The organism is Sphingomonas mollis (genome assembly GCF_016427505.1).
Classification (GTDB): domain Bacteria; phylum Pseudomonadota; class Alphaproteobacteria; order Sphingomonadales; family Sphingomonadaceae; genus Sphingomonas; species Sphingomonas mollis.
This window is the reverse complement of record NZ_JAELXS010000003.1, coordinates 335,634-358,557: the sequence shown is the minus strand read 5'-3', so window position 1 is coordinate 358,557 and position 22,924 is coordinate 335,634. Positions and strand designations below refer to the sequence as shown.

The following is a 22,924-nucleotide window of genomic DNA, read 5'->3' as shown; positions in this document are numbered from 1 at the left end:
TCTGCTCCTACTTGGCTGTACCCAGCAACCCGCGCGAGGCGAGCCACAGGTGGAATTCGTCCATCAACAGGGTCGTCGTCGTACCGGGGCGACCGATGCCGAAACCATGATCGCCGCGTTCATAGGCATGCAGTTCGACCGGCACACCGGCCTTTTGCCACGCCTCGATGATGCCGAAGCCCTGCCGCCCGAACAATGGATCGTCGAGCGCGAGGGCGGCAAACATCGGCGGCGCGCCCGCCGGCACCGGCACTGCGGCCATCGGGCCATAGATGTACCCGACGAACGCCGGCCGCGCCGCGCCTTCGCCCGTCAACACCGATTGCAGCGCGGTCATCGCACCGGCAGAAAAGCCGATGATGCCCACCCGCGCCGGATCGACACGCCATTTCGCCCCGCCCGCCCGGACGAGCTTCAGAGCCTGCAACGCATCCTGATAGGCCCGCGGTTCGCCGATGCCGGCGACGGCACCACCCTGTCGGATCGCCTCGCCCATCCGTTGGCCGATGACCTGCTGGAACGCGGCTTCGTCCGCCGGAGTGGTGTTGAGCCGGTATTTCAGCACGAATGCGGCGATGCCGTGATCTGCCAGCCAGCGCGCGATCTGGAAGCCCTCGGACTCCATCGACAGCGACAGGAAGGCGCCACCCGGTGCGACGACGACCGCCGCGCCGGTCGCCTTGCCCGGATCGGGCAGCACCGGCGTTATCGTCGGGATCGACACGTTGCGCGCCATCGGGCTGTCCATGCGCGTGCCATCGGGCATGGTCGCCGTCACCCGATCCCATATCTCCGGCGTGGCGCCAGCCGGCAGCGTGCCGGTGGGATACAGGGGGATCGCGTCCGTCTGCGCGGGCGTGGGCATCCGCGTCATCGTGAACTTGGGCATCTGCGCGACAGACATGGTCGATACCGACGCCAGCGCGATGCCGAGTGCGAGAAGCGCGCGTTTCATACCGCGTTCCGCTTGGCGATCGCGGCATAGACGGCGGCGCTGGGCTTCGGCGTCCGCTTGAAGGTCGTCCGGTCGACCGCAACCAATCCCAGTTGCTGCTTGTAGCCGGATATCCATTCGAAATTGTCGATCAGCGACCAGTGGCAATAGCCCAGCACCGGTACACCCTCGTCCATCGCCTTGCGCAGTTCGGCGAGCGCGGCGGGGATCAGCGCGGCGCGGATCATGTCGTCGGCGGTCGAGACGCCGTGTTCGGTAACGATGATCGGCTTGCGCGTCTGCGAATAGGCATAGCGCACCGCGTTGGCGAGACCGGGGGCATAGACCTCGCCCCCCATCGCGTTGACCGTGGCTCCCTTGGGGGCGGGCAGGCGACCGTTCGGTCCCCACAGCACCCGCTCGTAATTCTGCACGCCCATGAAATCGTCGTCGCGCGCGGTTTCCAGCCAGGCCGAGTACAGCTCCTTGCGCGCCGCATCGCGGCCGGCATTGCCGCCGACCGCCTGATCGTCGAACATCGACAGCGTGAAGCCCACGGGCAGGTCGCTGCGCACCGCCTTGATCGCGGCCTTGGCGGCCTTGTGCCCGGCGATCAGGTTCGCGCGCATCGCGTCGATATCCTCTGGATTGGCCGCATTGCCGGCGGTGAACTTGGCGACGCCGGCCTTCTTGGCGGCGGCATCCAGCATCGCCCGCTGACCGGCCACGAATTGCGGCGGCAGGACATAGCGCAGGATCGGCATGATATTGGGCTCGTTCAGCGTCATCGCCCGATCGATCCCCGCCCCCAGATGCCGGGCGGCCCGGTCGCAGAAGCGCGCGAACAATTGCGGCGCATCGGCGTTGAGCCAGCCGCCCTGCTTCGCGAACCACAGCGGCGTCGTATAATGGTTGAACGTCACCAGCGGGCGCAGGCCGCGGGCGCGGCATCCCTCGATGATGTTCTTGTAATGATCGAGCATCGCGATCGAGAACAGACCCTGCTCCGGCTCGATCCGCGCCCATTCCAGGCTGAACCGATAGGCGTTCAGGTTAAGCGATTTCGCCAGATCGAGATCGACCGGCCACAGTTCCAGACTGTTGTCGGCATCGCCCGATTGCTCTGCAAAGACGGTGGGCTTCACATTCTCCAGAAACCAGACATCGCTGTTGGTATTGTTGCCCTCCACCTGATGCCCGGCGGTCGCCGCGCCCCAGATGAAATCAGCCGGAAACGCGGCCGATTTCGGCGCGCGGGCAAAGGCGGGGACGGCGGCGAGCGCGCCACCGGCGGCGATCAGGGTACGACGATCGATCATCAGGCAATCCTCCCGTTGGTTGCCGTGCAGACGTCTTGGACGAACGCCAGGACTGCATCGGCCAGTTGCGTATCCGCGCCACCGATATGGCAGGCGAGGCTGAAATGATTATGGCCCGCCACGACCAAGGCACGCGGCATCCGGTCGTGCATGGCCAGGCGCGCGGCGAGCAGCGCGGCGAATTCGCGCTGAAACCGGGGCGGGTCGAATTCGGCGCAGGCGACCAGCAGCGGCAGGTCGGTCGCCACCACCGCCTCGCGCGGCGAGCGTTCGGGATACAGCGCGGCCTCGCCATAATAAGCGGTGTCACGGTCATCGAGATCGGTGAAACCGTACAGTCCCGACAGCAACACCGCACCGCACGCGCCGGCCGCGTCCGGTCGCAACCGCAGCATCGTCGCGACATGCACCGCACCGGCGGATGTCCCCATCACGACGATCCGCAAAGGATCGCCGCCCTGCGCGGCAGCATGCGTACGCAGCCAGTCGATCGCGGCGCCGACATCCTCGCCACCCGCCGGCCAAACATGCTCCGGCGCGAGGCGGTAATTCATCACGGCGCCAAGCATCCCGGATCGCGCCGCCCAGCGGCCGACATGCGCGTTGAACGGATGCGCGTCGCTGCGCTTCTCCCCCCGCACGAAGCCGCCGCCATGAACCCACAGCAATATCGGCACCGGGCCAACGGCATCGATCGGCGCGTAAAGATCGAGACGCTGCCGGGGATCGTCGCCATAGGCCACATCCGCCACGCTGACGGGCTGTGCGACAGCGAACTCGTCCTGTTCGGCGCGGTACAGATCCTGTACCGCGCCGAGGATCGCCGGCCCCAACGCCTGCCCCATCGCGGCGACCGACGAAGAGATCGGCGGCGTGGTCACGATCAGAACCGGCCCGACAACTGGACGCCCACCGTGCGGCGACCGTCGCGCGTTTCCCAGTTCACCGCACCGCCCGCATTGGCGAACGGCAGGCCGATCACCGACGAGACGAAGCGCGTATCGAACAGGTTGCGCGCGAACGCGCCCACCCGCCAGCGACCATCGGGCGCCCCGACACCCACATTCAGGCCGACCAGATCGTAACCGGGCTGTTGCGAAAAGCTGTTGCCGACGTCGTAGAACACCTTGCTGCGGTAGTAATAGGTGGCAGACGCATCCAGACTGATGCTGTCGGTGATCGGCTGATCGAAGTTCGCGCCGGCCGTGACGCTATGCTTGGGCGCCCCCGCCAATGGCTCGCCGCGTGCCTGGAACAACGGCGTCGCGGTGGTCGAACCCGGCGCGCTGCACCGCCCCGCAATGGCCGCCGCACCCAGCACCGTGACCGACGCCGGGCAGGCGGTGACGTAATCGGTGAAATACGTGTCCGAATAGGTGTAGCTGGCATTGATCGAAAAGCGCCGGCTGAAGCGATACGTCGCCTCCACCTCGAAACCCGCTGCCTCGAAACCACCGGCGTTCTGGGTCAGGAATTCCAGTCCGTTGAACACCGACGTTTGCAGGTTGCGATAGGTGTCGAAGAAGATGTTGCCGTTCAGCGTCAGGTGACGATCGAACAACTGCGTCTTGGCGCCGACGGTAATATCGATGACGGTCTGCGGATCGACGTTGGTGCGCGTTCCCGACAGGCCGGAGAAGGCGACCGTCGGCCCCAGATAACCCCGCGCGACGGTGCCATAGAACAGGACATCGTCGGACGGCTTGGCCTCCAGCCCGACCCGGCCCGACCAGTCACCCTTGTTCACCGATCCCGTCGCCCGCGCGCGCGCTGCGTAGGGAACGGTGAAGCCGTTAGGCCCGACGTTCGGCGGAAAGGCGGGATCGATCGCCGAAAAGCTCTCCGCATCGACCCAGTCATAGGAATAACGGCCCCCGACCAGCAGGCGGAATGTCGGCGACAACCGCACCGATCCGTCGATGAACGCCGCCGCGCTGTCGGTTGTGGTCCGCGTCGACGACAGGCCGTTGGTGATCGACAACTGCACCGGATCGAACGGCACCGCCGGCCTCAACTGCGCGCTGGCGTTCTGCCCAGCGATGCCGCTGCGCAGCCGCGACACGTACAGCCCCGCGACATATTCGAACGTCCCGCCGCTCGGCGAGGTCAGGCGTACTTCCTGCGACAGGAAATCGCGATCGGCGCCGGTCTCCTGCGCGGTAAAGATCGGAAACGGCAACGCATCGATCGAATAGATGAAGGGGCGCAGGTCGAGCCGGCGATAGGCGGTGATCGACGTGATATTGTAATCGCCCGCCTTCAGGTTCAGCTCCAGCGAGCCGCCATAATTGCGCTCGTCGGTATAGCCCGCGCCATCCTCGACCGAGACGTCGTTGTTAAACGACGGTGTCACCCCCAGCGCGGCGACGGCGGCAAAACGGGCGGCGGTCAGCGGATCGGTGAGCGCCGGCGCGCGGTTCAGCGTCCACAACTGGCCGGGGCCGAACTGCTTGCTGCGCGACCAGTCGCCGATCAGGTATGCGCTGAAATCGTCGCTCGGCTCCCACAGCAACTTGGCGCGGCCGCCATAGGCATCGACCTTGCCCCAATCCTCCTTGCGCACCGTGTTATAGACGAAGCCGTCATAACCACGCCCGAACGCATAGACCGCGACCGCCGCCTTGCCACCGATCGGCACGTTGACGCTGCCGTTGACGTTATAGTCGTTCAGCTCGCCATAGGCAGCCGACACGCTGCCGCCGAACGCGTTGAGATCGGGCTTGCGGGTCGTGATGTTGACCACGCCCGACGACGCGTTCTTGCCGAACTGCGTCCCCTGCGGCCCTTTCAGCACCTCGATCCGGTCGAGATCGCCAAGGCTCTGCACGGGATTGCCGAAGGGTACGACGACGTTGTCGACCACGGTGCCGACATTCTGTTCCGACGAACTGGAAAAGCCACCCGCCGTGCCGACGCCGCGCAGGCGGAAACCGGCATCGTTGGGCGACGTGCCGAACTGAACGCCGGGGATCTGGTACTGGATGTCCTGCACACTCTGGAAGCCGCTTTGTTGCAGCTGATCGCCGGAGATCGCGTTGACTGCGATCGGCACGTCCTGCAACCGCTCGGCCCGGCGGGTGGCGGTGACGATGATGTCGCCACCCAGGGCGTCGTCCGCCTCCTGCCCCGTCTGGTCGGCGTTGGCGACGGTGGCGTTCGACGTGGTCGCGCCGGGCTGCGATTCCTGCGCAGCAGCCGGGTTGGCCAACGCGAACAGGCTGGTCGTGGCGAGCGCGGCGGCGGCCAGGCGGATCGATGGGGTGCGGATCATGATAACCTCTCCTGAAATGGCCGCTCGATTATCCGAGCTGGTCCTCGTCGATGATGGTGTTGCTGAGTGTACCGATGGGCCCGATCGCGACCTCGACGCGGTCGCCGGCTTTCATCCACAGGGGTGGCGTGCGCTTGGCGCCAACCCCGCCGGGGGTGCCGGTGGCGATCACATCGCCGGGTGACAGCGGCGTGAAGGCGCTGATGTAGGCGATGATCTTCGCGAGCGGGAAGATCATGTCGCGGATCGGCTGATCCTGCACGATCTCGCCGTTCAACCGGGTCGTGACGCGGACATCGGACAGGTCGCCCGCCTCGTCCGGCGTCACGAGCTGCGGACCGAAAGCACCGGTGCCGGGGAAGTTCTTGCCCGGCGCGAACTGCGTCGTGTGCCATTGCCAGTCGCGGATCGACGCGTCGTTGAAGCACGCATAGCCGGCGATGTGGTCGAGCGCGTCGGCCTCCGCGATCGCCCGCCCGCCACGACCGATGACGATCGCCAGCTCGCCCTCGAAATCGAGGTTGGTCGATGCCCTGGGGCGGATGATGGGCTGGCCATCGGCGATCAGCGTGTCGGCGAACCGGGTGAAGATTGACGGATGATCCACCTTCGCGCGGCCTGTCTCCTGACGGTGGCTTTCATAATTGTGACCGACGCACAGGATCTTGCTTGGATGGGGGATGACCGGCAGCAGCAGCACCTCGGCCAGGCCAAGCGACGGGCCGGCATCGAGCGTATCGAGCACACCGGCCGCGATCGCCGCTTTCAGGTCGGCCGGCGTGTCTGCCACGGCGCCGCAATCGATGACGCGGTCGCCATCGATCCGGCCATAGCTTGCGGTGCCGTCGGGGCGGCGAAAGCTGATGAACGCCACTATCGGTCTCCTTGAAAGATGGGTGCGGGCGCATCGTGGTGCAGATGGAGCGCGGCCCGCGCCTGCGCGACGAGCGCGTCAACATCGGTGGTGGCGGTGCCGAACACATACGCGTCGGGTCGCACCAGCACGAAGCGCACGCCGCGCGTATCCAGCCAGGCGGCCAGCGTGCCGTCGTCCGATAGGTCCGCGATGTCGATGACCGTGACGTCCAGAACAGCGATCGAGGCACAGGCCGCACGCGCCTGCACCGCCGCATCGGCATCGGCAGCGAACAGGCGCCATCCCTGTCCCGTCACGTCGTCCATCAACACACGCACGCCATCGCGATCGACCCAGGGCTGGACGAAGCGCTCACCCGCGCCCGACGTGCCCGTCGCGACCGCGCCGGTGGCATAGGCCGGGATCAGGTCGGCGGCGGTGGTCGCTACGCCACTGACGGCACGCGCGCGCATCGTCGCGTCGCGGATCGCCGCGCGCCCGGGATCGAGTTCGCAGATATAGCGTCCGGCCTCGACCGCCGCCGTCACTACATGGCGGACATGCGGATCGCGCTCGGGCTGATACGTGTCCAGCAGGGCGACGTCCGCATCGCCCCGCGTGACCAGCGCCAGCTTCCAGATGAGGTTCGCGGCATCGCGCATGCCATGGCACATGCCCTGCCCGAAGAACGGCGGCGTCTGGTGCGCGGCATCGCCGGCCAGAAAGATGCGGCCCTGACGCCAACGCTCGGCGATCAGCCCGTGGAAGCGATAGGTCGTCGCGCGCAGCAACCGGTGCGGCACCCCGTCGAGATAGGGCGCCAGCAGCGCCGCGACCGCGTCGGGCGCCATCATCGCCGCATCGGTTTCACCGGGCAGCAGCATGAATTCCCAACGACGGATGCGCCCTCGCCCCGGCACGACGGTCGCCGGCCGGCGCGGATCGCACATCATCACCGACAGTTGTTGCAGGTCGGCGGCATCCGGCACCCCCCACACATCGGGAAAGCGCACCGCGCCATCCACCTCGGCATCCACGACCAGCCACGGTTCCTCGAAATCGAGATCGTCGAGACGGATGCCGAGATCCTTGCGCACGACGCTGCGCGCACCGTCGCACGCGATCATCCAGCGCGCGCGTACCGTATCGTTGCCGCCGTTGCGGCGCAGATGCAGCGTGACGCCCTCATCGTCCTGATCGAACGCATCGAGTTCGGTGCCGAACGACACCTCGACACTGTCGAACCGCGCCAGCCCGTCACGCAGCAGCGCTTCGAGTTCGGGCTGATAGAAGAAATAATCATTGGCCCAGCCGAACGGCTTCGGACGGCCCGCCGTCCCCATATAACGGATCACCCCATGATCCGCGCCGACATGGAGATGCCCCTCCGTCTCGCGCATCGTCGGGGCGATCGCCTCAGCCAGTCTGACCGACTGGAACAGCCGCATCATCTCATGGTCGAGATGAACGGCGCGCGGCAGCGGATGCGGTGTCGCCTCGCGATCGATCACCAACACGCTGAGGCCCGCCGTCGCCGCCAGATTCGCCGCCAGCGCCCCCACGGGACCGCAGCCTACCACCGCCACATCGTACATCGACGATGCCATCACCTGATGGTCGGATAGTCAGGGTGGCGGCCATCCAGATGCATCGATGCAAATCCTCTCGCGTCGCTCTTGCCGGCGACGTCGATATTTCTGCACCGCGATCAGATATCCTGTAAAATATTGTCTTTTGGTATGTCCATAATCCTATCCTATGCCTCAAGCGACTGGATGGCAGTGATGAACTGCGCGCCCAGATCGGACGGGCGATGACCCGCCAGGGTGCGGATGCCGATGCTCCGATTGATCTGCGCGTCCATGATCGGGATCGCGCGCAACACGCCCATCGATAGCTCGGCCGCGGCAACGCCGCGCGGCAATACCGTGACACGCGGCCCCCGACGCACGATCGCCATCGATGTCAGCAGCGAGTCGCAGTGGATCACATCCACCGGCAGCGGCGTCTCCGCCGCCAGGAACAGCGCATCGATCTGCCGCCGGAACGCGCCGCCCGCATGGGGCAGTACCCATCCCATCGCCGCCATCTGGCGCAGCGAGACAGTCGGACCCAGCGCATCATGCGTCCGCCCGACGATCAACGAGAAAGGATCGCGGGCAATGCTGCGTTCGTCGATATCGTCGGGCGGCGGCTCGATCCCCGTCGTGACCACGGCAACCTCGATCTGGCCACGCCGCAGCATCTCGGTCAGTTGCGCATCCGATCGCTCGATGATCTGAAGCGCCATATGGTCCGCCTGCGCCATCCGGCCGATCGCGGACGGGACCAGGCTGACCAACGCACCGGGCGTACCACCGATGCGCAGGGGACCGCGGACGCCCTGACGCGTCAGCGCCACCGCTTCCTCCGCATCGCGGAGCAGCGACTCCATCATCTCGGCCCGGCGCATCAGCACCTTGCCTGCTTCGGTCAGCACGATCCCGCGGCGCCCGCGATCGAACAGGCTGCTACCCAGTTGCTTCTCCAGTTGCGCGATCGCGACCGACACCGATGGTTGCGAAATATTCAGCTGGCGGGCGGCGCCGCTGATCGATCCCTCGCGGCAGATCGCGAGGAAAGTGCGCAACACACGGGAATCGATCATGATCCTGCTCCTTTTCAGCAATAGTCTCATCCTATGCCGATCTAGGGAATGATTATTTTACAAGCTGGCCGCAATCCAGCCATAGGATGACCAACCGCGCATCCGCGGCGAGGATGAGGATGATGGCCCGCTTTCCCCTGACCGGCTTGCGCAGCGTCGACGTCGCGGTGCCCGACCTTGCGGCAGCGACCGATTTCTACACGACCGTCTGGGGCCTCGAGCTCGCCGACCGAGCCGATGGCGTCGCGTGGCTGCGCGGCACCGGCACCGATCCGCATCTGTTCGCGCTTCACGCCGGGGACGCACCGGCGATCCGGTCGATGACCTTCCGCACGACCGACGACGCCGATCCCGATGCACTGTGCGCCGCGATGGTGGCGAAGGGCGCGACCCTGCTCCACCCGCTTCGCGACGCGGAAGAGCATGGCGGTGGCCGGATCGCGGCGGTCCGCGATGCGCAGGGGCGAACGATCCGGCTGGTGCAGGGCGACGTTCCGGTCGCACCGCTGCCCTATGATGCCGACCGGCCCGAGCGGCTGGCACACGTCAACTTCAACAGCGACGATGTGGATCGCGATGCCCGCTTCTACACCGACGCGCTGGGCTTCACCCTGACCGACCGATCGAAGATGATGGCCTTCGTCCGCACCAACGACGATCATCATTCGATCGTGATCGCCGATGCGCCCGTCAACACGCTGAACCACATCGCCTTCCAGATGCCGACCTGGGAAGGTGTGATGCGCGCGGCGGGCCGGATGATCGATCACCGCTTCCCGATCGGCTGGGGACCGGGGCGGCATGGGCCGGGCGACAACGTCTTCACCTATTTCGTCGATCCGTTCGGCATCGTCATCGAATACACTGCGGAGGTTTTGCAGGTCGATGACGGTTATCGCGTCGGCACGCCCGACGACTGGACATGGCCAGCCGGCCGCAGCGACCAATGGGGCATCGCCCCGCCCAAGACCCCGGCGTGCAAGGCGGCACAGCTTGCCATCCCCTTCGCCTGACGCCGCCCTCAGGAGAGACGACATGACGCTGAACCACACGCTGCCCGGCACCGTCCCCTATGTCCTGCGCGCCGGCGAAGGACTGTCGCACCTTGTTGCAGGACAGGTCATCCGTACGCTGGCCGGGGTCAAACAGACCGCCGGCGGCTTCGGCGCGGTGGTGTGCGACGCCCCGCTCGATCGCGGGCCGATTCCAATGCACTGGCATGAGCGCGAGCATGACACCTGGTTCGTGACGCGTGGCAAATTGCAGGTATGGTGCGGCGACCAGTCCCGGGTGCTGGCGCCCGGCGACTTCGCCTATGTGAAGCCGGGCGACACGCACAGCTATCAAAGCGTCGCCCCCCGCAGCCAGTTCTTCGGCATCGTCGCGCCGGGCGGGTGGGAGCAATTCTTCGTCGATGCCGGCGAGGTCTGGGGCATGGCCGGCCTGCCGCCCGCCGACCATCCGTTCGATTTCTCGCGTATGGGACCGGCAATGGGCAAACATCGCATCATGCGGGTCGACAATGCCGTATTCGCCGACTCCACGCCGGTCGGCCCTGATGACCGGCGTTTGCCGGGCGAACACGCCTCATACTTCCTCGACGCCGGATTCGGCACACGCCGCACGCTGTCCGGCCATCTATCGACGGCGGTTCTGACCGGTGCCGAGAGCAAGGATCTCGTAGACATGCGAGTGATCGAGGGCGGCCATGACGCCGCGCTGCCGACGATCCGCCATCGCACGACGCATCAGTTCCTCTATATCCTTGATGGACTGGTCGCAGTGACGATCGACGGCGAAGAGCATCACGTAACCGGTGGCGACGCGATCAACATCCCCGCCGGCACGGCCTATGCCACGCGCGTCCTGTCGGGCACCGCGCGCTGGATCGCCGCCAGTGCCGGCGGCAACGGCGCCGCGATGTGGGACAGGGCAGGCACCGAAACACCCGCTTTCAGCTTCGCGCTCGACAGCGATGCGACAGCCGATCAGGCAAGGATCGACGCACTGACCGACATCGACGTTATCCTCGCCTGATGACCGCGACGCTCTCGATCGGCTGCACGTTCTCCGACCGGATCGAGGCATTGCTCGACGGGCGGGTGACGATCGAGGGTTTCGCGGCCGACCTGCACATCGTCGAACCACAGCGATTGTTTCGCGCGATGCTGCGGGACGCACGCTATGACGTGGCCGAACTGTCGATGGGGTCGCATATCGCCGCCATCGCAGCCGGCCGGCGCGATTATGTCGGCGTGCCGGTGTTCCTGTCGCGCAGCTTCCGCCATGCGAACCTCTACATCCGCACCGATCGCGGGATCGACCGGCCCGAAGACCTTGCCGGCAAGCGCATCGGCCTGATCGATTTTCAACAGACCGCCGCGCTCTGGTTGCGCGGGCTGCTCGCCGACGATCATGGGGTGCCGCGCGAGTCGATCCGCTGGACGACGGCCGGCTTGCACGCACCGGTGCTGGACGATCGCATGCCGATGGACCTGCCGCCCGGCATCCGGGTCGAACGATCGCCCTCGACGCTCGACGCCCTGCTGCGGGAGGGCGCGATCGATGCGATCATCAGCCCGACGGCACCAAAGAGCTTTACCGACGATAGCGTGCCGGTCGGACGGCTATGGCGCGATCCGCCCGCTGAGGAAGTGCGATACTGGCAGCACTATCGGCTGTTTCCGATCATGCACGTGCTGGTCATCCGCCGATCGCTGGTCGAGGCGACCCCCGCCCTGCCCGCGGCGCTGTTCGCCGCGTTCGAAGAGGCACGGCGACTGGCGGCGGCGGACCTTGCCGCCCGCGATTTTCCGAAACTGACGCTCCCGTGGCTGTCAGCCTTTGCCGCGCAGGCGCACGCGGCGCTTGGCGGCGATCCCTGGACGTACGGGATCGAGGCCAATCGCACGACCCTGAACACGATGCTGCGATACGCCGCAGCCGACGGGTTGGCCCCGCCGACGATGCGTATCGAGGATCTCTTCGTCTGATCCGGCACATCGGCGGGCGCGGGCATCGTTGCCGCGACGACCGGGCAAGGCGATCTTAACCCACCGGGCGCATGATGACGATCGATGCATGACCTGCGGGCCGGTTTGCTGTAGCGCGATGCGCGGTCAAGCGTCGCCGCGGCGGCCGTTTCGTCAGAACTTTCTAGGACGCACCTGTTGTATCTGATCAAAGCAGCCTTGTTCCTGGGTTTTGCCTCGATGGCGGGGCTGTTCCTGTTTTTCGCCTGCGCGAATAAATCGATCGCGCGCGAATTCCGCAACAAGCTGATGATGGTGCTGGCCTATTGCATCCTCGTCTCGTTCTTCAGTCCCACGCCGCTGATCTGCAACCTGCTGGCGTTCCTCACGGTCCCGCTGTTCGCCCGCAAGCGGACCGAGATCGCGCCGATCTATGTCTTCTCGTTTCTGATCCTGCCGGGTGTCGGCATGCCCCTGACGATCGGCGGCACCTGGTTGATGGCGATCGACAACATCATGAGCGTCACCGCCGGCGCCGCTTTGATGGCGACGATCAAGGGCGGCGGTGGCGGTCAGCGCAGCTGGACCGTACCGGGCGTCTGTCTGCTCGCCATCTTCTCCGTCTATGTCCTCTCCGGCATCCGCGCGACGACGCCGACGAACATGCTGCGCGTACTCGTCGAACAGCTCTGCACCTTCGTCCTGCCTTTTTACGCGGTGCGGCGGTCGATCCGGACCGGCGACGATGTCCGACGCATTTTCATCGGCATGGTGGCCGCCACGACCGCCCTGTCGACACTGGCGATCTACGAGGCATGGACGACCTGGCCGCTGTATCGCGTGATCTACAACCATTACGGCATCACGCTGGGCAGCGGCGCCTCGGTCAAGATGCGCGGCGGCCTGTTGCGCTCGCCGGGGCCGTTCCCGGAGCCGACCTCGTTCGCCTATTGGCTGTCGATCGGCACGTTCATCGCCATGACGAGCAGCTGGATGTTCCGGTCCAAGATCAAGTTCTGGGGGATGTGCGCCGTCTTGCTGCTGGGCATGTACGCACCACAATCGCGCGGCGCATGGCTGGGCTTGATCGTCGCCTATCTGGTCTATCAGGTCGGCACGGGCCAAGTATCGAAGATGCTGAAGGGCGTCGTCGTCGCCGCCTTGTTCGGCGGCCTGGTCTATGGCGCGGCGCTCACCATTCCACAGGTCGCACAGACCCTCGGCCTCGACACCACCGGAGTCGTGAAGCGCGATTACCGACAGGATCTTTGGACGCGCGGGATCGAGGAGGCGCAACATAACCTGCTGATCGGCACCGACATCGGCACCGTCATGACAAGCCTCGCCGACATGAAGCAGGGCGAGGGTATCGTCGATTTCGTCAACACCTATCTTTACGTACTGCTGGTATCCGGCCTGATCGGCGTGACGGCGTTCGGCAGTGGCCTGCTGGTTCCCATCGCCGTGTTGTGGAAACGGGCCAAGATGCTGCGACGCTACGACACTCGCCAGCTGTCGGTGATCGCCGCGTTGTTGGGATCGATCGCGGTCATGCTGGCCTTCACGTCGCTGGTCGGTCGATCGACCATGGGTCTGGGCGTGATGCTGGGCATGGCGGCGGCGCTCTCGAAGATGCGGCCGGCCAATCTGATGACCCAGAAGAAGCCGTCACGCCGAGCGAAGAACCTCGGTGCGAACGATGCTACTCCACAGGTCGATCCCGTTCCCGCGATGACGGGATAACCCTTAGAACGCGCCGCCGATCGCCCGCGTCGCATAATAGACGCCGGCGCCGATCAGGCCGGCGGCGGGCAGCGTCACGAACCACGCGATGACGATGTTGGATGCGACGTTCCAGCGGACTGCCGACAACCGCCGGGCCGCGCCGACACCGACGATCGCGCCGGTGATCGTGTGCGTCGACGATACGGGGATGCCCCACAGCGTCGCCGCGAACAACGTGATCGCGCCGCCTGTTTCGGCGCAGAACCCCTGCGCCGGCGTCAGCCGCGTGATCTTCGACCCCATGGTGTGGACGATCCGCCAGCCACCCGACAGCGTCCCCAGCGCCATCGCCGCCTGACAGCTCAGCACCACCCAGAACGGCACGGTGAACTCGCCACCGCCCATATAGCCCTGGCTGTAGAGCAGCACCGCGATGATCCCCATCGTCTTCTGTGCATCATTGCCGCCATGCCCCAGCGAATAGAGCGCGGCCGAGATCAGCTGCAGCTTGCGGAACCGCTTGTCGACGCCGATCGGCGTCAGCTTCAGGCTGGTCCACGCCACCGCCAGCACCAGCATCAGCGCCAGCAGCAACCCGATCGCGGGCGACGCGAAGATCGCGACCACCGTATTGATGACGCCGCCCCACACGATCGCCACCGATCCGGCCTTGGCTACGCCCGCCCCCAGCAATCCACCGATCAGCGCGTGGCTCGACGACGACGGGATACCCAGCACCCAGGTGATGACGTTCCAGCTGATCGCCCCCATCAGCGCGCCGAAGATCACCGCCGCGTCGATCACATCGGCCTGAATGATCCCCTTGCCCACCGTCTGCGCGACATGGAGGCCGAAGACCGCAAAGGCGATGAAGTTGAAGAACGCCGCCCACGCCACCGCCCATTCGGGCTTCAGCACGCGGGTCGATACGACGGTGGCGATGGAATTGGCGGCGTCGTGCAGGCCGTTCAGGAAATCGAACAGCAGCGCGATACCGATCAGTCCGATCAGCAGGGGAAGCGAAATCATGTCGGGCCTCTCAGGCGTGGTCGATCACAAGACCCTGGATTTCATTCGCGACATCCTCGAACCGGTCGACGATCCGTTCCAGATGGCTGTAGATTTCGCGGCCGACGACGAACTGCATCGGATTGTCCTGATGCGCCAGGAACAGCGACCGGATACCCTGATCGTGGATATCGTCTGCCTGACCCTCGATCCGGATCATCCGCGCGGTCAGTTCGTTCAGCCGGTCGCCGTTGCGATTCACCGATCGCAGCAGCGGGATCGCCTCCGCCGTGATGCGCGCCGCCTCGACGATGATGCCGGCCATGTCGCGCATCGCCGGATAGAAATCGGTGACGCCGTACAGCGTGATCGAATTCGCCGTCTGGTTCATCTGGTCGATCGCATCGTCCATCACACCGATCAGCTCAATGATCGCACTGCGGTCGAACGGCGTCACGAATACCCGGCGGACGTCCTGCAGGACGTCGCGGGTGATGTCGTCCGCCTCGTGCTCGTGCGCGACGATCGCGGCGACCTGTTCGGCGATCGCCCCCTCGCCATGCAGCAATTTCGCCAGCGCATCGGCACCGGCGACCAGCGTCGCGGCATGCGCCTCGAACTGCTCGAAGAATCGCCCCTGCTTGGGCATCAACGACTGGAACCAGCCAAGCATCGGAAATCGCCTCCTTATCCCGGTGCGGATCACCGGGAGCATTCGTTCAGCGAGCGTCGATGGCGCAGGTGGCGTCCGAAAGCCAGCAATCAACGCCTGTAATTCCGGCTCATCCACCGCCGCGGCAGCGTCGGACAAGGTGAACCAGCGCGTTCGGCGCTGCCCCCGCTCGGGCCAATCGGCGTCCTGCCGCACCGCCGCCAAGGGATAGACCGCCACCGTCGCCTCGATCGCCCCGCGGCGGCGGCGCTTGATATACCGAAAATTGCCCAGCGTGGCGGCACAGGGATAACCGCGCACGCCCGCCTCTTCCCACGCTTCCTGCGCGGCGGCGTCGTGCGGGGCCAGTCCGACGATCGGATGTCCTTTGGGCACCACCCAGCGACCCGTGTCGCGCGAGGTGATGAGCATCACCTCGATCGCGCCATCGGCCGTCATTCTATAGGGCAGGGCGCCGATCTGATGCAGCATCGCTGACCAACGTGGGCCGCGCCGGGCGACTTGGCAACGGCGAACGCAGCCCCGTGGCCGTCACGACTTTCGTTTCAGGCCGAACCGACGGAACAGACCACGCTTCGACAGCGCCTCAAACATTTCTTCCGGCCCTTCGGGATCGAGAACCTCGTTATCCGCCAGCCATTCCTCGACTGCGCTCAGATCGGGTTCCTCGAACGGACGCAGCGTCTTGCCCGATCCGCGCAGCCGCTCGATCGTCTCGATCATCGATCCCGACGACTCGATCGCCTCGGCCACCTGCGCCCGCTCCAAGCCCAGATGCTCGGCGATCAGACCGTCACGGATTGCCGTCACGCACGCCCGCTCACCCTCGCTGCCCGCCACGATCGCCAGATCGCATTCGGTATCAAGCCGCAGCGACCGGTTGTTCATATTGCTCGATCCCAGCCGGAAGATGCGATCATCGGCGATCAGTATCTTGGCATGGCAATAGATCGGCGTGCCGCCCTTCGTGTAAGGATGGTACATCCGCAGCCGCCGATGCTTGTCGCGCCGGCGCAGCGCCTCCATCAACCGGCCGCGCGCGGTATCCATCGCCAACGGCTCCAGCCACCCCTGCGCGGTGACGGGGTTGATGATGACGATCTCCGGCCCGTCCACCTCGTCCAGTCGTCGCGCGACCGCCTCGGCGATCCGGCGCGAGGCGAAATACTGGCTTTCGATATACAGATGCCGCTCGGCCGCCGCGATCTGCGTCAGGAACAATGCCTCGCTCTCATGCACCGGCACCTGATCGGGCATTTCGGGAAAGGTCCGCGCGATGCCGACATCGATGTCGGTGAAATCGACCGTCAGCCCCTCCGGCCAGCAACCACCGACCGCATCCGGTTCGGGCAGCAGTTCCTTGCCCCCCGCCGCCCGCCAGCGTTCGCGGAACAATACGCCCAGCGTTGCCGCGACCGGCCCCTGCACCGCGCTGATCGCATCGTGCCACGGTTTGTACGACTGGCCCCACGAATGCTTGCGCAACGGTTGCTCGTCGAGATGCTCGCGCGTGTCCCAGCGATCGCCAGTCATGTCGATACCACCGCAGAAGGCGAGGCAATCGTCGATGATGACGATCTTCTGATGATGCGATGCGCCGGTCGGATGATGCCCGTCCAGCTTGGTGTGGATACGCGGATGCGCCATCCATTTCAGCACGGTGAAGAATGTCCCCCCGCGCCCCAGCGACTTGATTGCGCCCAGGTCCCAGCGCAGCAGGAACACCTCCAGATCGGGATTGCGTTCGACCAGATCGTACACGAATGCGCCCAGCGACCGGGTCGGCCCCTTCACGCTGTGATCCAGCACGATGCGCGCGTCGAAATCCCATCCGATCAGCAGGATGCGCTTCTTCGCCTGTAACATCGCCTGTCGGGCGATCCGGAAATAGGCATCGGCATCGACGATCACCGACATGCGGTCGGCGCGTTCGATGCGCCAGCAATCCTTGCCCGGTGTCATTATCGGCTCTTGCCCCCTTGTTCGCGCCCCTCATGACGAAGGCACCACCCGCTGGCAAACGCCGAAAGCTCGCACCGGGTCCCTTCACCCCTTATCTCGGGGTCACCATGACCGAGCAGGTTCTCCGCAAGATCATCCATGTCGATATGGACGCCTTCTACGCTTCCGTCGAACAGCGCGACGATCCGGCCCTGCGCGGGCGGCCCGTGGCGGTCGGCGGATCGCGGGCGCGCGGCGTCGTGGCGGCGGCCAGTTACGAGGCGCGCGCCTTCGGCGTCCGGTCGGCGATGCCCTCGTCCAGCGCCGCCCGCGCCTGTCCCGATCTGATCTTCGTACCGCCACGTTTCGACGTGTATCGCACCGTCTCCGGCCAGATTCGCACGATCTTCGCCGACTATACCGACCTGATCGAACCGCTGTCGCTGGACGAGGCGTATCTGGACGTGTCGGAGGATCGCCACCGCCTCGGCTCCGCCCGCGCCATCGCCGAAGCGATCCGCGCCCGCATCCACGCCGACACCGGCCTCACCGCATCGGCCGGGGTCAGCTACAACAAGTTCATCGCCAAACTGGCGTCGGACCAGAACAAACCCGATGGCCTCTGCGTCATCCCGCCGCGCCATGGCCCGGCCTTCGTCGCCGGCCTGCCCGTGAAACGCTTCCACGGCGTCGGCCCCGTTACCGCGCGGCGAATGGAGGCGCTGGGCATCCTGAGCGGGGCCGATCTGGCCGAACGGTCGCTGGCGTTCCTGCAACGGCATTTCGGCAGTCATGCCGCCTATCTATACGGCGCCGCACGGGGGCAGGATGATCGCCCGGTCCGCGCGCACCGGGCCGCCAAGTCGATCGGCGCCGAGCGCACTTTCGAACAGGACCTGAGCGACCCCACCGCGCTCCGCGACGCGCTGGTCGTCGTCGCCGACGCCGCCTGGACGCGGATCGATCGCGCCTCCGCGCTGGGCCGAACGGTGACGCTGAAACTGCGTCGCGCGGATTTCACCACGATCACCCGCGCCCGCTCACTGATGCGACCGGTGACCGATCGCACCGAGTTTCTGGGCATCGGTCATGATCTGCTGTCAGCGCAGTTGCCGGTGCCGGGCGGCGTCCGCCTGCTTGGGCTGACACTGTCGGCACTCGTCGACGAGGCGGCGATCGTTCCCGACCGCCAGCCCCTGCTACCGCTATGATATCGCCCGTCAGTTCGTCGTGAACGACGTCTGCAACTGCACACCCAAAGCCTGCGCGCCCAGCACGATCGCCCCCAGCGGGCCGGCGTTGCCACCCAGCGCCGGCGGCACGACATAGGTCTCGGGATCACCGACTTCCGGCAGCGCGACATAGCCGGCCAGACTCTTCGCCATCGCCGCACGGACGCGCGGAAACAGATGATCGGTGCCGACCATGACGCCGCCACCCATCACGATCCGCCGCGGCACACCGGTCAGCACCAGTGAATGGAGCAACTGGCCCAGCGCATGCGCGATCAGGTCCCAGGCGGGATCGTCGGCGGCCAGTTGGTCGCCCGGAATACCTGTCCGCGCCGCGATCGCCGGGCCGGCGGCCAGCCCCTCCAGACACGCGCCATGATAGGGGCAGTTGCCGACCCAATCGTCGCCTAGCACCCGTACCGGACGAAGATGGCCAAGCTCGGAATGCGTCAATCCATCGACCGGCTTGCCACCGGCGATCAGGCCGACGCCGATGCCGGTGCCGACCGTCGCATAGGCGATATCTGCCAGCCCCTTCGCCGCGCCCCACCGCGCCTCGGCCAGTGCCGCGCCGACGACATCTGTGTGGAAACCGGTCGGGACGCCGGCATGGCGCTTCAATCGTGCCGCCACGTCCTGTCCCGCCCAGCCCGGCTTCGGGGTCGAAGTGATATGCCCGTAGAGCGGGCTGGCATGGTCGATCGAAACCGGCCCGAAGCTGGCAATGCCAAGGGCCGAAAAGCCCGACCACCGGTCCAGCACCGCTTCGATCGCGCTCAGCGTCTCTTCCGGCCGCGTCGTCGGCAGCTGGACGCGATCCTCGATATCGTCAGGGCCGCGCGCCAGAATGCAGATGCACTTGGTGCCGCCCAGTTCCACGCCGGCGACCAGTGGTGCCTCGCCCATATCACTCTCCCGAATTACTGACACGATTATGGGTGAAATCGATTGCGAGCGAAAGCCCCGCCCTTATCGAGCCGCCTTTTTCGCCTTCATCATTGTGCGGAACCGTGCCGCCCAGCCGGGCCGGCTCTCCTGCCGCCCGCGCGCCAGCGCCAGCGCATCCGCCTCGACATCGCCGGTGATGACCGATCCCGCGCCGACGATCGCCCCGGCGCCGATCGATACCGGCGCCACCAGCGCGGAATTGGAGCCGATGAACGCACCCGCGCCGATCGTCGTGCGATATTTCAGATATCCGTCGTAATTGCAGGTGATGGTGCCGGCGCCGATGTTCACGCCCGGCCCGACATCCGCATCGCCCAGATAGGTCAGGTGGCTCGCCTTCGCGCCCTCGCCCAGCACCGCCTTCTTCATCTCGACGAAGTTGCCGACCTTGGCATGCGCCCCCATCACCGCCCCCGGCCGCAATCGCGCATAGGGGCCGACCTCCGCCCCCTCGCCCACGGTCGCGCCCTCCAGATGGCTGAACGCGTGAATGACGGCCCCGTCCGACACTCGCACGCCGGGACCGAACACGACGTTCGGCTCGACCGTCACATCGCGGCCCAGTACCGTATCATGCGCGAACCAAACCGTATCCGGCGCGACCAGCGTCACGCCGTCACGCATCGCCTCGACCCGGCGGCGCGCCTGCCAGCCGGCCTCTACCGCCGCCAGTTCGCCACGGCTGTTGACGCCCGCCACCTCATCCGCGCCCGTCTCGATCACCGCCGATCCGCGGCCGTCAGCACTCGCCAGCATCACGATGTCGGGCAGGTAATATTCGCCTGCCGCATTGTCGTTGCCGACCCGCGCCAGCAGCGCCCACAAATCCTCCGCTCGCGCCGCCATCAGCCCCGAATTGCACAGCGTCTCCGCCCGCTCGGCCTCGGTCGCGTCCTTGTATTCGACCATCCGGTCGATGCGCCCGTCGGCATCGGCGATCACCCGGCCATAGGCACCCGGATCGGCGGGGCGAAAGCCCAGCACCACCGCCGCCGGCGCATCGCCGCCACGCAACCGGTCGAGCATTCGCCGCATCGTCGCCGCCGTCACCAGCGGCACGTCGCCATAGAGGACCAGCACATCGCCCGCGAAGCCGGCCAGCGCCGCCTCCGCCTGCCGCACCGCATGGCCCGTGCCCAGTTGGTCGGCCTGCAGCGCCGTGGCGATGCCCAACGGCGCGACCGCCGCTTCCACCTGCTCGCGGCCGGCGCCTGTCACCACCACCACGCGCTCTGGCGCCAGTTCACCCACGGCAGCGAGCAGATGCAGCAGCATCGGTCGCCCCGCGATCGGGTGCAGCACCTTGTGCGTGTCGGACTTCATCCGCGTGCCCTTGCCCGCGGCGAGGACGATGGCGGCAAGCGGACGGGTCGTTGCATCGGTCATGACGCGGGCGGGTGCCACGAAAGCCTTGCCAATGCCATAGGCTGGCTGGCACGCCCCGCCGCATGACCGATTTTCCCTTCGCCATCGTCGGATTCGATATGGATGGCACGCTGCTCGATACCAGCGGCGATCTCGCCGCCGCGGTCAATCACGCCCTGGAAAGCGCGGGGCGACCGACGCTACCGGTCGACGACATCCGCACGATGATCGGCGGCGGCGCACGACATATGCTGGCGCAGGGCATGGCCCGCACCGGCGGCTGCACCGATGACGAACTCGACATACTCCACCACCGCCTGCTCGATTATTACGAGGCGCATATGATCGTGGAAACCGCGCCCTATCCCCACGCCCTCGCCGCGCTCGACACGCTGGCCGCGCAGGGGGTGACGCTGGCCGTCGTCACCAACAAGCTGGAACGATACGCCGCCCACATCCTCGATTCGCTCGGTCTCAAGGATCGCTTCGCCTGCCTGATCGGCGGCGACACCATGGGGCCGGGCAACGGCAAGCCATCGCCCGCGCCGATCTATGCGATGATCGATCGCTGCGGCGGCGGCCGCGCCGCGTTCGTCGGCGATTCGATCTACGACGTGAAGGCCGCGAAAGCCGCGAATGTGCCGGTGGTCGCATGCAGTTTCGGCTTCCTCGATCGCCCCGTCGCCGATCTGGGCGCCGACGCGGTGATCGACGGGTTCGACCGGTTGGTGCCGACGTTGCGCCGACTGGGCGGCGCTCGCTAAGCCGATGACCGGAACATCGGCTCGCCACACCCTGCCCGCGCTGGCGATCGTCATGGTCGCCGCCGTCGCGGTGTTCCTGATCGGGCGGCAATGGGAACCGGCGATGGTCGCGCTGGTCGGTGGCATCGCCGCCGTCCTGCTCGCCCGTGGTCGTGAAGACGACACACCGACGACGCCGGTCGCCGAGCCGGAGGAATCACCGCTGGGTCAGGTACTGGACGCCGTCGCCGATCCCGTCCTGCTCGTATCCGCGGGCCGGGTAACGCTGGCCAACCGCGCCGCGCGGACGTTGCTGGGCACGCATATCATCGGCGAGGATGCGCGCGTCGCGATCCGCCACCCCGCCGCCGCCGCCGCGCTCGCCGCACCGGGTGGCCAGCCGGTCGAACTCGTCGGCATCGGCGCGCGCGACCGGCGCTGGGAGATGCGCGTCGCCGCCGTGTCCGACGACCTTGCCGTCGTCGATCTGATCGACCGCACCGAATATGCCGCCGCGGAGCGGATGCGCGTCGATTTCGTCGCCAATGCCAGCCACGAACTGCGCACGCCGCTCGCCTCGATCCTCGGCTATATCGAGACGCTGGGTGAGGAAGCCGGCGATGAACCGGCCATTCGCAAACGATTCCTGAAGATCATGATGGACGAGGCGCGGCGGATGCAGCGGCTGGTCGAGGATTTGTTGTCGCTGTCGCGGATCGAGGCGGACAAATACCGCCTGCCCGACCAGCCGATCGATCTCGGCGTCCTGTTGGGCGAGGTTTGCGCAGAGCTGCGCTCGTCAGGCAGCCCCCGCGCCGCCGATGTGGAATGCGTCGTCGCCGAAGGAATCGGCACGATCGCGGGCGACCGTGCGCAATTGTCGCAGCTGTTCCACAACCTGCTGGGCAACGCGATGAAATATGGCCGCGCGGCCACCCCCGTCATCGCCCGGATCGATCGCGTGCCGGCCGGCGTGGCGATCATCGTCACCGATCAGGGCGACGGCATCGCGCCCGAACATCTGCCCCGCCTGACCGAACGATTCTATCGCGCCGATCCGGGGCGCAGCCGCTCGCTGGGCGGCACCGGCCTCGGCCTCGCGATCGTGAAGCATGTGGCGGAGCGGCATCGCGGCCGGCTCGACATCGCCAGCCGCGTCGGCGTGGGCACGACGGTCACGGTGACACTGCCGCCACCCCCCTCCGGATCGGTGCCCGGCTCCACTGTCATGAAAGCGTAACCGCAGCGTCACATAGGCGGCTCGCACGGGTGGCAGGGCCACTCCTCATG

At 66.4% G+C, this 22,924-nt stretch carries 19 protein-coding genes; 7 read left to right on the top strand and 12 right to left on the bottom strand.

Annotation, left to right across the window (positions count from 1 at the left end):
• Positions 1-7: 7 nt before the first annotated feature.
• The 7 genes from JAO74_RS07490 to JAO74_RS07460 form a co-directional block, all read right to left on the bottom strand.
• On the bottom strand, positions 8-955 hold the full coding sequence (locus tag JAO74_RS07490) for an alpha/beta hydrolase (RefSeq protein ID WP_199036606.1): 948 nt from the start codon (positions 953-955) through the stop codon (positions 8-10).
• Positions 952-2,253 carry a family 1 glycosylhydrolase gene (locus JAO74_RS07485; RefSeq protein ID WP_199036604.1) on the bottom strand — a complete coding sequence of 434 codons (1,302 nt, stop codon included), beginning with the start codon at positions 2,251-2,253 and terminating at the stop codon, positions 952-954. The genes JAO74_RS07490 and JAO74_RS07485 overlap by 4 nt, the downstream gene beginning before the upstream one ends.
• Positions 2,253-3,134: an alpha/beta hydrolase gene (locus JAO74_RS07480; RefSeq protein WP_332908747.1), complete on the bottom strand. Its 882-nt coding sequence runs from the start codon at positions 3,132-3,134 to the stop codon at positions 2,253-2,255. The genes JAO74_RS07485 and JAO74_RS07480 overlap by 1 nt, the downstream gene beginning before the upstream one ends.
• A 2-nt stretch (positions 3,135-3,136) precedes the next feature.
• Positions 3,137-5,524 carry a TonB-dependent receptor gene (locus JAO74_RS07475; protein ID WP_199036602.1) on the bottom strand — a complete coding sequence of 796 codons (2,388 nt, stop codon included), beginning with the start codon at positions 5,522-5,524 and terminating at the stop codon, positions 3,137-3,139.
• Positions 5,525-5,552: 28 nt separating this feature from the next.
• Positions 5,553-6,398 carry a fumarylacetoacetate hydrolase family protein gene (locus JAO74_RS07470; RefSeq protein WP_199036600.1) on the bottom strand — a complete coding sequence of 282 codons (846 nt, stop codon included), beginning with the start codon at positions 6,396-6,398 and terminating at the stop codon, positions 5,553-5,555.
• Positions 6,398-7,975 (bottom strand): bifunctional 3-(3-hydroxy-phenyl)propionate/3-hydroxycinnamic acid hydroxylase, encoded by a 1,578-nt coding sequence (locus tag JAO74_RS07465; RefSeq protein ID WP_199036768.1) that lies wholly within the window; start codon positions 7,973-7,975, stop codon positions 6,398-6,400. The genes JAO74_RS07470 and JAO74_RS07465 overlap by 1 nt, the downstream gene beginning before the upstream one ends.
• A gap of 161 nt (positions 7,976-8,136) precedes the next feature.
• The gene (locus JAO74_RS07460; protein ID WP_199036598.1) at positions 8,137-9,027 is read right to left on the bottom strand and encodes a LysR family transcriptional regulator; all 891 of its coding nucleotides are present in this window, start codon (positions 9,025-9,027) and stop codon (positions 8,137-8,139) included.
• Between the two features lie 122 nt (positions 9,028-9,149).
• Here JAO74_RS07460 and JAO74_RS07455 point away from each other — a divergent pair, with 122 nt between their 5' ends.
• The 4 genes from JAO74_RS07455 (at position 9,150) to JAO74_RS07440 (ending at position 13,742) form a co-directional block, all read left to right on the top strand.
• Positions 9,150-10,040, top strand: a complete 891-nt coding sequence (locus JAO74_RS07455; RefSeq protein WP_233150763.1) for a VOC family protein — start codon at positions 9,150-9,152, stop codon at positions 10,038-10,040.
• A 22-nt stretch (positions 10,041-10,062) separates the two neighbouring features.
• Positions 10,063-11,064 (top strand): cupin domain-containing protein, encoded by a 1,002-nt coding sequence (locus JAO74_RS07450; RefSeq protein ID WP_199036596.1) that lies wholly within the window; start codon positions 10,063-10,065, stop codon positions 11,062-11,064.
• Positions 11,064-12,020 carry a substrate-binding domain-containing protein gene (locus JAO74_RS07445; RefSeq protein WP_199036594.1) on the top strand — a complete coding sequence of 319 codons (957 nt, stop codon included), beginning with the start codon at positions 11,064-11,066 and terminating at the stop codon, positions 12,018-12,020. The genes JAO74_RS07450 and JAO74_RS07445 overlap by 1 nt, the downstream gene beginning before the upstream one ends.
• 177 nt (positions 12,021-12,197) lie before the next feature.
• Positions 12,198-13,742 (top strand): O-antigen ligase family protein, encoded by a 1,545-nt coding sequence (locus JAO74_RS07440; RefSeq protein ID WP_199036592.1) that lies wholly within the window; start codon positions 12,198-12,200, stop codon positions 13,740-13,742.
• 3 nt (positions 13,743-13,745) lie between these two features.
• On the opposite strand, the gene JAO74_RS07435 is transcribed toward JAO74_RS07440, so the two are convergent.
• The 3 genes from JAO74_RS07435 to JAO74_RS07425 form a co-directional block, all read right to left on the bottom strand.
• Positions 13,746-14,753: an inorganic phosphate transporter gene (locus tag JAO74_RS07435; RefSeq protein WP_199036590.1), complete on the bottom strand. Its 1,008-nt coding sequence runs from the start codon at positions 14,751-14,753 to the stop codon at positions 13,746-13,748.
• 10 nt (positions 14,754-14,763) lie between these two features.
• On the bottom strand, positions 14,764-15,873 hold the full coding sequence (locus tag JAO74_RS07430; RefSeq protein ID WP_199036764.1) for a DUF47 family protein: 1,110 nt from the start codon (positions 15,871-15,873) through the stop codon (positions 14,764-14,766).
• A 63-nt stretch (positions 15,874-15,936) separates the two neighbouring features.
• Complete coding sequence (locus JAO74_RS07425) at positions 15,937-17,367, bottom strand: phospholipase D-like domain-containing protein (RefSeq protein WP_199036588.1); 1,431 nt, start codon at positions 17,365-17,367, stop codon at positions 15,937-15,939.
• A 107-nt stretch (positions 17,368-17,474) separates the two neighbouring features.
• On the opposite strand from JAO74_RS07425, the gene dinB reads away from it, so the two are divergent.
• On the top strand, positions 17,475-18,557 hold the full coding sequence (gene dinB, locus JAO74_RS07420) for a DNA polymerase IV (protein ID WP_199036587.1): 1,083 nt from the start codon (positions 17,475-17,477) through the stop codon (positions 18,555-18,557).
• Positions 18,558-18,566: 9 nt separating this feature from the next.
• Here the strand turns inward: dinB and JAO74_RS07415 are convergent, their stop codons facing one another.
• Together JAO74_RS07415 and glmU are read right to left on the bottom strand one after the other, a co-directional pair.
• A complete protein-coding gene (locus JAO74_RS07415; RefSeq protein ID WP_199036586.1) occupies positions 18,567-19,484 on the bottom strand; it encodes an ROK family protein in 918 nt (305 codons plus the stop codon).
• A 63-nt stretch (positions 19,485-19,547) separates the two neighbouring features.
• A complete protein-coding gene (gene glmU, locus JAO74_RS07410; RefSeq protein ID WP_199036585.1) occupies positions 19,548-20,912 on the bottom strand; it encodes a bifunctional UDP-N-acetylglucosamine diphosphorylase/glucosamine-1-phosphate N-acetyltransferase GlmU in 1,365 nt (454 codons plus the stop codon).
• A gap of 62 nt (positions 20,913-20,974) precedes the next feature.
• Here glmU and JAO74_RS07405 point away from each other — a divergent pair, with 62 nt between their 5' ends.
• Both JAO74_RS07405 and JAO74_RS07400 read left to right on the top strand, forming a co-directional pair.
• Complete coding sequence (locus JAO74_RS07405; protein WP_199036584.1) at positions 20,975-21,655, top strand: HAD-IA family hydrolase; 681 nt, start codon at positions 20,975-20,977, stop codon at positions 21,653-21,655.
• 4 nt (positions 21,656-21,659) lie between these two features.
• Positions 21,660-22,874, top strand: coding sequence for an ATP-binding protein (locus JAO74_RS07400; protein ID WP_199036582.1), 1,215 nt, complete (start codon positions 21,660-21,662; stop codon positions 22,872-22,874).
• The last annotated feature ends 50 nt before the right edge of the window (positions 22,875-22,924 follow it).